15 protein-coding genes are annotated in these 12,357 nt (G+C 43.9%); 13 read left to right on the top strand and 2 right to left on the bottom strand.

The annotated features are described in order from the left end of the window. Positions 1-165 precede the first annotated feature (165 nt). Entirely contained in the window at positions 166-1,314 is a 1,149-nt protein-coding gene (locus tag CW370_RS06025) for a phytase (RefSeq protein ID WP_024572012.1), read from the top strand. A 70-nt stretch (positions 1,315-1,384) separates the two neighbouring features. Here the strand turns inward: CW370_RS06025 and cgeB are convergent, their stop codons facing one another. Continuing rightward, on the bottom strand, positions 1,385-2,338 hold the full coding sequence (gene cgeB / locus CW370_RS06020) for a spore maturation protein CgeB (RefSeq protein ID WP_024572013.1): 954 nt from the start codon (positions 2,336-2,338) through the stop codon (positions 1,385-1,387). 6 nt (positions 2,339-2,344) lie between these two features. Further along, positions 2,345-2,746, bottom strand: coding sequence for a spore crust protein CgeA (gene cgeA, locus CW370_RS06015; RefSeq protein WP_003230824.1), 402 nt, complete (start codon positions 2,744-2,746; stop codon positions 2,345-2,347). A gap of 204 nt (positions 2,747-2,950) precedes the next feature. On the opposite strand from cgeA, the gene cgeC reads away from it, so the two are divergent. The 12 genes from cgeC (at position 2,951) to CW370_RS05960 (ending at position 12,282) form a co-directional block, all read left to right on the top strand. Next, positions 2,951-3,256 (top strand): spore maturation protein CgeC, encoded by a 306-nt coding sequence (gene cgeC, locus CW370_RS06010; protein WP_003230826.1) that lies wholly within the window; start codon positions 2,951-2,953, stop codon positions 3,254-3,256. A gap of 64 nt (positions 3,257-3,320) precedes the next feature. Next, entirely contained in the window at positions 3,321-4,601 is a 1,281-nt protein-coding gene (gene cgeD, locus CW370_RS06005) for a spore maturation glycosyltransferase CgeD (protein WP_024572014.1), read from the top strand. Positions 4,602-4,629: 28 nt separating this feature from the next. Then, the gene (cgeE, locus tag CW370_RS06000; RefSeq protein WP_101169526.1) at positions 4,630-5,448 is read left to right on the top strand and encodes a spore maturation N-acetyltransferase CgeE; all 819 of its coding nucleotides are present in this window, start codon (positions 4,630-4,632) and stop codon (positions 5,446-5,448) included. Positions 5,449-5,491: 43 nt separating this feature from the next. After that, entirely contained in the window at positions 5,492-5,641 is a 150-nt protein-coding gene (locus CW370_RS21490) for a YjcZ family sporulation protein (protein ID WP_015251877.1), read from the top strand. Further along, positions 5,635-5,790, top strand: coding sequence for a hypothetical protein (locus CW370_RS21200; RefSeq protein ID WP_015714119.1), 156 nt, complete (start codon positions 5,635-5,637; stop codon positions 5,788-5,790). The genes CW370_RS21490 and CW370_RS21200 overlap by 7 nt, the downstream gene beginning before the upstream one ends. Then, on the top strand, positions 5,771-7,105 hold the full coding sequence (locus CW370_RS05990) for an aspartate aminotransferase family protein (protein ID WP_101169525.1): 1,335 nt from the start codon (positions 5,771-5,773) through the stop codon (positions 7,103-7,105). Before CW370_RS21200 ends, CW370_RS05990 begins: the two co-directional genes overlap by 20 nt. Positions 7,106-7,111: 6 nt before the next feature. Beyond that, complete coding sequence (locus CW370_RS05985; protein ID WP_101169524.1) at positions 7,112-7,801, top strand: CoA transferase subunit A; 690 nt, start codon at positions 7,112-7,114, stop codon at positions 7,799-7,801. Next, a complete protein-coding gene (locus tag CW370_RS05980) occupies positions 7,786-8,439 on the top strand; it encodes a 3-oxoacid CoA-transferase subunit B (RefSeq protein WP_015383895.1) in 654 nt (217 codons plus the stop codon). The genes CW370_RS05985 and CW370_RS05980 overlap by 16 nt, the downstream gene beginning before the upstream one ends. 8 nt (positions 8,440-8,447) lie before the next feature. Continuing rightward, positions 8,448-9,758 (top strand): peptidase, encoded by a 1,311-nt coding sequence (locus CW370_RS05975; RefSeq protein ID WP_101169523.1) that lies wholly within the window; start codon positions 8,448-8,450, stop codon positions 9,756-9,758. Further along, positions 9,736-10,563 (top strand): putative beta-lysine N-acetyltransferase, encoded by an 828-nt coding sequence (ablB, locus tag CW370_RS05970; RefSeq protein WP_101169522.1) that lies wholly within the window; start codon positions 9,736-9,738, stop codon positions 10,561-10,563. Before CW370_RS05975 ends, ablB begins: the two co-directional genes overlap by 23 nt. 28 nt (positions 10,564-10,591) lie before the next feature. Then, positions 10,592-12,007, top strand: a complete 1,416-nt coding sequence (gene ablA / locus CW370_RS05965) for a lysine 2,3-aminomutase (protein WP_004399420.1) — start codon at positions 10,592-10,594, stop codon at positions 12,005-12,007. After that, positions 12,004-12,282 (top strand): YokU family protein, encoded by a 279-nt coding sequence (locus CW370_RS05960; protein ID WP_024572727.1) that lies wholly within the window; start codon positions 12,004-12,006, stop codon positions 12,280-12,282. Before ablA ends, CW370_RS05960 begins: the two co-directional genes overlap by 4 nt. The last annotated feature ends 75 nt before the right edge of the window (positions 12,283-12,357 follow it).

Here is a 12,357-nt window from a genome sequence, read left to right as displayed (position 1 = left end):
TTCACTCCGCAAAAGCAAACCTGACAAAGTCCATCTCACGTACCTCTTTGGGGAAAAGTTGTTTATGAGTCAGAAACCCTATAAAAAAAGGTTCATTTTCCTCACGGTAATCACCTGTATATATTTTACAATAGTAGTGATAGTGATAAAAGAGGAGGGTACCAAATGAAGGTTTCAAAAACAATGCTGCTAAGCACTGCCGCGGGTTTATTGCTTAGCCTGACAGCAACCTCGGTGTCGGCTCATTATGTGAATGAGGAACATCATTTCAAAGTGACTGCACACACGGAGACAGATCCGGTCGCATCTGGCGATGACGCAGCAGATGACCCGGCCATTTGGGTTCATGAAAAACACCCGGAAAAAAGCAAGTTGATTACGACAAATAAGAAGTCAGGGCTCGTCGTGTATGATTTAGACGGAAAACAGCTTCATTCTTATGAGTTTGGCAAGCTCAATAATGTCGATCTGCGCTATGATTTTCCATTGAACGGCGAAAAAATTGATATTGCTGCCGCATCCAATCGGTCCGAAGGAAAAAATACAATTGAAGTATATGCAATAGATGGGGATAAAGGAAAATTGAAAAGCATTACAGATCCGAAACATCCTATTTCTACCAATATTTCTGAGGTTTATGGATTCAGCTTGTATCACAGCCAGAAAACAGGAGCATTTTACGCATTAGTGACAGGCAAACAAGGGGAATTTGAGCAGTATGAAATTGTTGATGGTGGAAAGGGTTATGTAACAGGGAAAAAGGTGCGTGAATTTAAGTTGAATACTCAGACCGAAGGCCTTGTTGCGGATGATGAGTACGGAAACCTATACATAGCAGAGGAAGATGAGGCCATCTGGAAATTTAACGCTGAGCCCGGCGGAGGATCAAAGGGGCAGGTAGTTGACCGTGCGACAGGAGATCATTTGACAGCTGATATTGAAGGACTGACAATCTATTATGCACCAAATGGCAAAGGATATCTCATGGCTTCAAGTCAAGGAAATAACAGCTATGCAATGTATGAACGGCAGGGGAAAAATCGTTATGTAGCCAATTTTGAGATTACAGATGGCGAGAAGATAGACGGTACTAGTGACACGGATGGTATTGATGTTCTCGGTTTCGGACTTGGCCCAAAATATCCGTACGGGATTTTTGTGGCGCAGGATGGCGAAAATATCGATAACGGACAAGCCGTCAATCAAAATTTCAAAATTGTATCGTGGGAACAAATTGCACAGCATCTCGGCGAAATGCCTGATCTTCATAAACAGGTAAATCCGAGGAAGCTGAAAGACCGTTCTGACGGCTAGAATTGAAAGCAGCTTGTGCAGCTGCTTTTTTCTATGAATAAAAAAATCGTTCATAGCAATGAACGATTTTTCAAGAAAGCGCCAGATGAATCGCTTTTAGTTTTGCAGGAAGCTCATCAAACGTAAATGCGGGTACGATCTCTTTATAATTAGCTGCTGCAGCTTTTTGCCGTTCTTCAGGGTGGTTGATATAGAAAGCGGCTTTTTCCTTAAAGTCGTTCATGCCGTGATAAGAAATAAAGGATGAAAAAGGATGCGCCGCGGGTAAATCTGTTAATTGAAATGCTTCGCATGCAGCGATATCAAACGTTCGGTTATTAAAACTGGCATTTTTGATGCGCATAGTATTTTGGTTGAAAGCAAAATGATAGGGACGATGCGCATTAATTACGATGTCTGCCCCATTATAATAATGAACGGCCTGTTCGGGTGGAACCCATGTGCTGACGACATCAATATGCGGCTGTTTGAGCACTTTTTTAGGCAGATATTTTCCCCATTCCTTGCCGATTACCCGAACCGTGAATGGCAGATGGACCGCTTCTTTCATAAGCTGAACCCGATTAGGGTAAGGATAGCCGATGATTAACAGATTTGAATGATAGGAATGTTCGGTGCCCATTTTTTTAAACAGCCGATGGTTAACTGGTATCGGAACATAATAGACGTTCTGGTAGCCGAGCTCTTGATAGTAGAGAGCTGCATTTTGTTCTATCGTTAATATGGCGTCAGCAAGCTTAATTACCTGAAGGCTGATATCCATATAAAATGGGTCTTCGGTCAGCCAAACATACACGGGGATATCCTTACCCTTTAACCAGGTCAGCCAGTCGTGAGGAACGCGGTCTCCAACCATCATAAGTGTGAAGTCCGGCTGAAACGCTTCGATCTTCATCAAAGATTCTGCTTCAGGTTTATCTGCAATCATATACTCTGTATGAGTGTTCTGAAAACATTCTTCAGCCCAGCGATCAAAATAACTGTATATTCCTCCGTATCCCGACTGGATATACAAGACTTTCATCGGATGTTATGAAAAGAACGTAACGCTTTCTACTTTGTCTACATCAATTAATGTTGTAGCTTGGCCTGCCGGAGTGACGGAGCTTTCCTGTGTTACAAAGACGATACCGTGAACTTGATCGAAAGCAACGAAAACAACCGGTCCGATCATGTCACCTGAATCAGTCACAATGCTGATTGTCGTGCCTGGCGTAATTCTGGCAAAAATCCATCTTGCCGGAAGAGAAGGGTCTAAAATAGATTCTGCCGTAACCGTTTCACTTTCATCTACTTTTTGATCGATGGCAGCATCAAGCAAGGCTTTAAGATTACTATCCATATTTTCTCCTCCTTCTGTTGCAGTTGGAAATAAAGGGCTTAAAACGGCTTTAATTAAATCCTTTTTTAACTGTGCATTTTCAGAGCTCATTACACACACCTCCTATTCGATAGTGAACTCACGTTATTCATATTCTTCCGGCTGTTATTTGGTATGAGTCGAACGCCGTACCTGATCTATTTTTCATCTATTTAAGGAAAATGCTGATTTTTTAATGGAGTGGACATAGCCTATACCATAAATCGAAGTCGCACATATTGTGAAACAGAGATAAGGATAAGGGAGAGGGATGATTTGGATTTAGAGAAACAAGTGGATCGAGAAGAAAACCAAGATGATCTGCATTTTATTTTGCTTTTGCTGATTCTGCTTATACGTCAATCGTCTTCTGAAGGAAATCCATCTGACCTCAGACGCCAGCTTGTTTTTGCAAAAGAGCTGGGCGTACCGGTTTCAAAAGTCAATTTGATCAACGGAGATACACTTCAAAATGTAATCGTAAAAGAAGTTCTGACTGATTTGGTTATTTTCCAAAACCCGTTAAATAACACGAGATCTCATGTTTCACTCTCAAGTGTTGTAAGCTGGGGTGCTTTTTAAATGATGACAGAGGCTCTGCTTGCTGCGGAGCCGTTTTTATGTTTGACGGCGGGAGGCGGTATAGATGGGAGAGAAAGTGTCTATTATTTTAACAAGTTACAACAAACCCGATTATTTGCAAAAAGCGATCGAAAGCGTGATACAGCAAACGCATGATCTTTGGGAGCTTTTTATCATGGATGATCATTCGAATGCAGAAACAACTGCGGTGATTCACAAGTATCTCCATGACCGGCGCATTCAATATCATAACAGTTTCGTGCATCCTGCAGATCGATTAAAAACAGCTCGTTATGCCACATTAATTAACAGTGCGCTCCCATTTGCAGACGGCGATTACATTTCCTATCTTACTGACGACACTGTTTATCATCCTGAGCGGCTGAGCCGTATGGTGCAAGAGTTTTCACATAAGCCTGAAGCGCAGGCGGTCTATTCAAAACAAAAAGTTGTACATGTAAACGAAAGGGGAGAGGAAATCTCACATTTCTACAGAAATGCCAATGCAGTGCTTGATCAGGCCGCATTTCAAGTTGATCATTGCTCAGTTATGCATCGCCGTTCGTTACTTAATCTCATCCACCATAAATTTGGAGGCTACTGGGATGATGATATGAAGCATTGGAATCATGGCGACGCAATTTTTTGGGCGAGACTCAACAACTTTACCCCATTTCTGCCGATAAATGAAGTATTAGACACAACCTATAAAACCCCAGATTCATTTCAAAATGCATATCGGTTTCTGCCCGCCGATTTGATTGACGGCTCTTTTGTAAAAGGTTCAGATCAATATGTGTATTTTTTTGATCAGGGTGTAAGGCATCCTGTTGGAGAAAAGTGGGGTTTTTTGTATCTAAATCGGACTGTCGCTGTTCCAGACCCATATTTATTCCAATATAGGATTGGCAAAATTTTAAACATTCCGAATTATATTTTAGTAAATGAAGCTAATCATCCTGCAATATTTTATATCGAAGCCGGAAAAAAAAGGCGAATTGTGAACCAGTATGCGTTTCAATTTTATCAATTTCAAAGAAAAGACATAGTGACAATTGGAAAAGAAGAGATGGAGACGCTTCCGGAAGGGCCGCCGATTACGTGGAAACGATCTGAATTGATCAAAAATCCGCCTGGCCGACGGGTGTTTTTCATCGAACGCGAGCCGTTTTTGTTTCTAAACGGCGTCTTTCACCCGATTAGTGAACAAGTAGCAAGGAAGTTTTTTTTACATCAGAAGCCAATCTCCGCTTCTTTCCGAAATATTCAGCAATTTCCAATTGGAAAGCCGTTTTATCCGGTGTACGATGAGATTATAAAGAAATTGAATATTGCAACAGAGTAAAGGTATAGGTCATAAAAAGGAGACGTTCATGACAGGACATTATTCAAAAACGGAACATCAATATATATTGTTAACGTCTGAATCGGCATCGTTTGATCATTACAGCGTATACAGAGATCCGCAGCTTCCACAAATTTTTTCTCATAACTTTGTTCAGCTTCATGATACGTTTCCATTGGAGCGGTTACTTAACTTTTTACCCTCCGTACCAAAGCTGCTTGATGCGAATTATCTCCATTTAAAAGCGTCGCCGCAGCATGTTTTTCCGCTCGGCTTGAAGCAGTCGCTTGTAAAAAGCGGTTTTGTCGTCGAGGATGAGCTACTATATGACATGAAGCTTAGTGACTGGAAGGGGCAGATGGGACATCCTTTAACCGCATGGGGGACGAAGGGGCAGATGGGACATCCTTTAACCGCATGGGGGACGGCGAAAAGTCTTAGCGACGGATCTTCTATTATGAAAATTTACGATTCCATTTATATTGGAGAAGCAATCGCTGAACAAAAATTAAAAAGAAAATATCCTTTCTATGAAGCAGGTATAATCATTCTTGTTGTTTGTTACAGCGACCAGGCACAGAAAGTTCCCATTGGGTGCGGCGAGCTGTTTATCGATCATCAAGAGAAAACGGCTAAAATCGAAGAAGTGGCAATTTTAGATCAGTTTCAAAGGAAGGGCTATGGCAGTATCTTAGTGAAAGAAATGCTGTCCATCGCCAAATCACTAGGAATGGAAGCAGCCTACTTAGTTGCTGCAAGCACTGACGGTGCAACTCAGTTTTACGAAAAGCTGACGTTTAAAAAATATGAGCGGGTGCATACTGTATTTCATTATTTCCTTACATGAAATAGGCGTTTGCACAAACCATTTGGGACTTGGCCCGCATAAAATGCCGTATATCGTGATAAGAAAGGATGAAAACAGCATGTATGGATACTCTGGGTACGGTTACGGATTTGGCTGCGGGACAAATACATTTGTGTTAATTGTTGTCTTGTTCATTTTATTAATTATTGTTGGAGCCGCTTTTATTTGCTAGATGCTGAAATTCCAAAAGAGCCTTCCCTATTAGGAAGGCTCTTTTTATGTGAAAAAGTTTTTGCGGGGAACGTCATGCCGCCATTTGGACACTCATACAATATGGTAAAAGGGGTTTTGAGGTGGGAGCATGAGCAGTTATTTGATTAAGCCAGAGCTTAGCTCGGCCTATCCGGTTGTCAGTTATGCGAAGGGTTCATATGTTTATGATCAGACCGGAAAAAAATATCTCGACGGCTCGTCAGGTGCGGTGACATGTAATATCGGCCACGGAGTTCGTGATGTGACTGAGAAGCTGAAAGAACAGCTTGATCAGGTGTCTTTTGCTTACCGCTCACAGTTTACGAGTGAGCCCGCCGAGCAATTAGCCGCGCTCTTGGCACAGGAGCTGCCCGGAGATGTGAATTGGTCTTTTTTTGTCAACAGCGGATCAGAAGCGATAGAAACAGCTATGAAAATCGCCATTCAGTATTGGCAGGAAAAAAAGCAAACACAAAAATCCATCTTTTTATCTCGATGGAGCAGTTACCACGGAATAACTTTGGGAGCGCTTTCATTGTCTGGTTTTTATGAAAGGAGATACCGGTTCACCCATCTCATTGAGCGGTATCCAGCTATCTCAGTTCCACATATTTATCGGCTGAATCACGAGACAGAAGAAGACTTTGTTCAGACTGCAGCTGATGAACTGGACACTATGATCAAAAGAATCGGAAGCCAATTCATCGCCGGCTTTGTGGCTGAGCCTATTATTGGTGCTGCAGGAGCAGCGATTACTCCGCCTTCGGGATATTATGAGGGATTAAGTGAGGTATGCCGCACACACGATGTGCTTTTTATTGCAGATGAAGTGATGACGGGGCTTGGGAGAACAGGAAGGATGCTCGCGACAGAGCATTGGGACACCGTACCTGATATTGCTGTACTGGGGAAGGGACTCGGTGCGGGGTATGCGCCTATTGCAGCTGCCGTCGTATCTGATTCTATTATTGAAACGATAAAACAAGGGTCAGGTGTGATTATGAGCGGTCACACATATAGTGCACATCCCTATTCAGCCAAAGCTGCTCTTGAAGTTTTGCGATATGTGTTAAAGCACGGCTTGATCAAACAATCAGAAAAAAAGGGCGCTGTGCTGAAGAAAAAGCTTGATGAGGCGGCATCTCAAAGCGGCATTATAGGTGATGTGCGCGGAAAAGGACTGCTATTAGGCGTTGAATTTGTAGCAGACCAAAAAACGAAGAAAGTGTTTCCGCCAGAGCAGGCGATAACTCAGATTATTGTCAGCGAGGCGAAAAAACGCGGGCTGATTGTTTATCCTTCCAAAGCTGGAATAGACAGCGGAGAAGGAGATGCTGTCATTATTGCTCCTCCTTTTACCATTTCAGACGGTGAAATGGAAGAGCTTATCTCTATTTTTTCAGAAACAGTTGCAGCGGTCGAAAAAAACTTAAAAAAGGATTGACATTAAATGGCGCCATTTCAAAAAGCAATCAGCATTGACACAGCAATTGCAGATGTTCGGGATGGATCGGTTCTGATGTTTGGCGGTTTTGGGGGAGTCGGGTCGCCTCCTTCATTGATTGAAGCGATATTGGACAGCGGTGTAACGGATTTAACTGTGATTTGCAATGACGCCGGTTTCCCGGATATCGGGATCGGCCCGCTTATTGTTAATCAACGGGTCAAAACCCTGATCGCCTCGCATATCGGTTCCAATCCTGTAGCCGGAAAACAGATGACAGAGGGGACGATAGAGGTTCAATTTTCATCTCAGGGAACGCTTGCGGAACGGATTCGCGCCGGCGGAGCGGGGCTTGGCGGTATTTTAACCGATGTGGGCATTGATAATCCAATGGTTTGCGAAAAAAAGGACATCGTAACAGTGGCGGGAAAACGATACTTGATTGAAGAGGCGCTGACGGCTGATTTTGCTTTCATCAATGCTTACATTGCAGATGAATTCGGCAATCTAACGTATGACAAAACCGCGCGCAATATGAATCCGCTTATGGCAATGGCCGCCAGGAGAACCTTTGCCGAAGCTGAGCGTATCGTTCCGATGGGTGAGATTTCTGAAGAAATGATTGTCACACCGGGGGTTTTTGTTGAGGGAGTTGTACGAAGCGAGGGAGTGAAATGGAAATGGGCTTGGGAGTAGCCGAAAGAGAACAGATTGCAAAACGGGCTGCTACTGAAATTAAGCAGGGCATGATTGTGAATCTCGGTATCGGTATCCCATCCTTGGTACCGAACTTTTTGCCGCCTGACATGCAGGTCATGTTTCAAGCGGAAAACGGTGTCCTTGGCATTGGAGAAAGTCCCGAAAAGGGAGAAGAGGATGCCCATTTATGCAACGCCGCGGGCTATCCTGTCCGCGCTGTAAAAGGGGCTTCTTATTTTGATACAACCATGTCTTTTGCGATGATCAGAAAAGGCAAAATTGACATTACGATTTTAGGAGCCCTGCAGGTGAGCCAATCAGGAGATTTGGCAAATTGGCTTGTTCCGGGAAAAAAGGTGCCTGGTATGGGCGGGGCGATGGAGCTTGCCCAAAAAGCGAAAAAAGTGGTTGTCGTCATGAGTCATACAGATCAAAAGGGAAGGCCTAAATTAACAGAAAGATGTACGCTGCCATTAACTGCTGCAGGCTGTGTAGATTTGATTATTACCGAAAAAGCGGTTCTTGAGGTCGATAGCCATCACTTCATTTTAAAAGAGCTGATGAATGGTTCGACAATCGATGAGGTGACGAGGCTGACAGAAGCTGAAATCAAAATAGATATGCCTTTTTCTTAAGAGGGGGAATGAGGATGCAAGACATTGAAAGAAAAGTAATCGAGTGGCTTGATCAGCATTCGGCCAAAGCCATTCGTCTTCTCAAAAGGCTGATTGGGGAAAAAAGCACATTGGGGTCAGAGTTTAATGCCCAAGCTGTTGTGCTTGAAAAGCTGCGGCAATTTCAGATGGACATTGATGTATGGGAGCCAAGCATAAAGCAATTAAAACAGCATCCCTACTTTAAATCTAACCGATCCGATTTTCATGAGAGCCCGAATATCGTGGCTAAAAAAACGGGAGCCGGCGGAGGCAGGTCCCTGATTTTGAACGGTCATATCGATGTTGTGCCTGAAGGAAGCGTAAAGGATTGGAAGTATGAACCGTATCAAGCTGTCGAAGAAAACGGTAAAATATACGGCCGCGGCTCAACGGATATGAAGGGAGGCAATACAGCCCTTCTTTTTGCTTTAGAAGCCCTGCACGCTTGCGATGTCAAATTGAAGGGAGATGTATTGTTTCAGAGTGTTGTAGATGAAGAGTGCGGCGGCGCCGGTACACTGTCCGCCATCATGAGAGGCTATCGTGCTGACGGGGCGCTGATTCCTGAACCGACGAATATGAAACTATTTATTAAGCAGCAGGGTTCGATGTGGTTTCGGATCACTGTGAAGGGATTATCCGCACATGGGGGCACACGCTACGAAGGGGTAAGCGCGATTGAAAAAAGCATGCACGTTATCACAGCGATACAAGAGCTGGAGAAAGTCCGCAATGCGAGAATTTCAGATCCGCTGTATGACAATATCCCAATACCGGTACCGGTGAATATCGGCACCATCTCGGGCGGTGCCTGGCCATCTTCAGTTGCAGACCGTGTCGTTATAGAAGGGAGATGCGGAATTGCTCCCCATGAGAAACCAGAAGCTGTAAAACTTGAATTGGAAAACTGGCTGAAGGATTTAGAATACTATGACGAATGGTTTAAACGCCATCCCGTACAAGTCGAATGGTTTGGCGCTCAATGGCTGCCGAATGATTTACCTGATGATCACCCTTTAATTTCTGTGCTGCAATCAGCCTATCAAAAAATGAAACAGACAGAGCCGATTATTGAGGCTTCCCCGTGGGGAACGGATGGAGGGCTTTTGTACCATGCAGGAGATACACCAGTGATCGTTTTCGGGCCGGGGGAAACAAAAACGGCTCATCAGGCCAATGAATACATTGAGGTTGAAGCCATGATAGAATCTGCTAAAATTATTGCACTTTTTGTCATGGATTGGTGCGGCCTTCATACAGATGGGGAGGATGCGGATGCTCAAGTCAATAAAGAGTAGCGGTGTCACAGCAGTTTTGGACCATGACGGCTTTAATAAACGAATCAGAGTGGTCCGTTATGACGGAGCTATTGAGAAGGCCCTGCCGGATATCGTGGCAGCGGCAAAAGAAGAGGATGCAGAAAAAATCATTGTTTATGCGAAGCAGCATGATGAGCCAATCCTTGCCAAACAATTATTTGCGCCGGAGGGTTATCTAAAGGGCTATTATCTCGGCTATTCGGCTTGTGTCATGGTACGTTACCTTTCAGAAAGCCGGAGACAAACAGATTCTTATACAGAGGAACAGGAGATCATCGAAGCCATATATCGCACAGCGCCCCGTCTTCACAACGACAGTACACCCGTTTTTACGATGAGAAAAGCAGAAACAAATGACATGTACCAGCTATCGATGTTGTATAAAAAAGTATTCCGCACGTACCCAACACCGGTATTTGACCCCGCTTATATTGAAAAGACGATGAATGCAAATACGGTGTATTATATCATGCTTGATCATGACCGCCTGATCAGCGCAGCAAGTGCAGAAATCAATCCAGAGCTTGGGCATGCAGAAATAACCGATTGCGCTGTGCTGCCGGAATATCGCGGCCATTCGTTAACAAGCTTTTTAATCGAGGCGTTAGAAAAAGAAATGGCTGGAAAGGATATCTTTCATGTATTTTCTCTCGCCCGTGCTTCGTCTTTTGGGATGAATGCTGTGTTGTACCATTCAGGTTATCAGTATGGCGGAAGGCTGATCAATAATTGCTTTATAGCCGAAGGCCTTGAAAACATGAATATTTGGTGCAAGCAACTGTAAGTCAAAATATGCGCGAGGAGGAATTCGTTTGAAAAACAAATGGTATAAACCGAAACGGCATTGGAAGGAGATCGAGTTATGGAAGGACGTTCCGGAAGAGAAATGGAACGATTGGCTTTGGCAGCTGACACATACTGTAAGAACGTTAGATGATTTAAAGAAAGTCATCAATCTGACTGAGGATGAAGAGGAAGGCGTCAGAATTTCTACCAAAACGATCCCCTTAAATATTACACCTTACTATGCTTCTTTAATGGACCCCGACAATCCGAGATGCCCGGTACGCATGCAGTCTGTGCCGCTTTCTGAAGAAATGCACAAAACAAAATACGATCTGGAAGACCCGCTTCATGAGGATGAAGATTCACCGGTACCCGGTCTGACACACCGCTATCCCGACCGTGTGCTGTTTCTTGTCACGAATCAATGTTCTATGTACTGCCGCTACTGCACAAGAAGGCGCTTTTCCGGACAAATCGGAATGGGCGTCCCAAAAAAACAGCTTGATGCTGCAATTGCTTATATCCGGGAAACACCCGAAATCCGCGATTGTTTAATTTCAGGCGGTGATGGGCTGCTCATCAACGACCAAATTTTAGAATATATTTTAAAAGAGCTGCGCAGCATTCCGCATCTGGAAGTCATCAGAATCGGAACAAGAGCGCCCGTTGTCTTTCCGCAGCGCATTACCGATCATCTGTGCGAGATATTGAAAAAATATCATCCGGTCTGGCTGAATACCCATTTTAACACAAGCATCGAAATGACAGAAGAATCCGTTGAGGCATGTGAAAAGCTGGTGAACGCGGGAGTGCCGGTCGGGAATCAGGCTGTCGTATTAGCAGGTATTAATGATTCGGTTCCAATTATGAAAAAGCTCATGCATGACTTGGTAAAAATCAGAGTCCGTCCTTATTATATTTACCAATGTGATCTGTCAGAGGGAATCGGGCATTTCAGAGCTCCTGTTTCCAAAGGTTTGGAGATCATTGAAGGGCTGAGAGGTCATACCTCAGGCTATGCGGTTCCTACCTTTGTCGTTGACGCACCAGGCGGAGGAGGTAAAATCGCCCTGCAGCCAAACTATGTCCTGTCACAAAGTCCTGACAAAGTGATCTTAAGAAATTTTGAAGGTGTGATTACGTCATATCCGGAACCAGAGAATTATATCCCCAATCAGGCAGACGCCTATTTTGAGTCCGTTTTCCCTGAAACCGCTGACAAAAAGGAGCCGATCGGGCTGAGTGCCATTTTTGCTGACAAAGAAGTTTCGTTTACACCTGAAAATGTAGACAGAATCAAAAGGAGAGAGGCATACATCGCAAATCCGGAGCATGAAACATTAAAAGACCGGCGTGAGAAAAGAGATCAGCTCAAAGAAAAGAAATTTTTGGCGCAGCAGAAAAAACAGAAAGAGACTGAATGCGGAGGGGATTCTTCATGAAAACATGCGAATGGTGCGGCGAGCTTGAAGCGGTGCCCGGCAGGAACACGGTGTACTGGGAGCTTCCTGATGGAACGAGGGCTATAGAACTGACAGACACTCCTGCCATGGTATGTTCTTCCTGCGGTATGACCTATCAAGAGGAAAACACGGTTAAGGAGATTGAGGATCAGCTGCTTTTAATTCAAACAAACAAACTGCCTGAAAGCCTGACATATCAGCAGCTCATGGAGACAGAAAGAATTTTGAAACGCAACTATTTTGACTTCTCCTGAGTCATGTTTCAGTATTCTTTTGTTGTAATTTTACACTTGAACTGTATAATAGAACAACAAAAGACAGACACCAGG

The sequence above is a fragment of the Bacillus sp. SN32 genome, assembly GCF_002837495.1.
Classification (GTDB): Bacteria; Bacillota; Bacilli; order Bacillales; family Bacillaceae; genus Bacillus; species Bacillus subtilis.
This window is presented reverse-complemented; position numbering and strand designations above follow the sequence as displayed.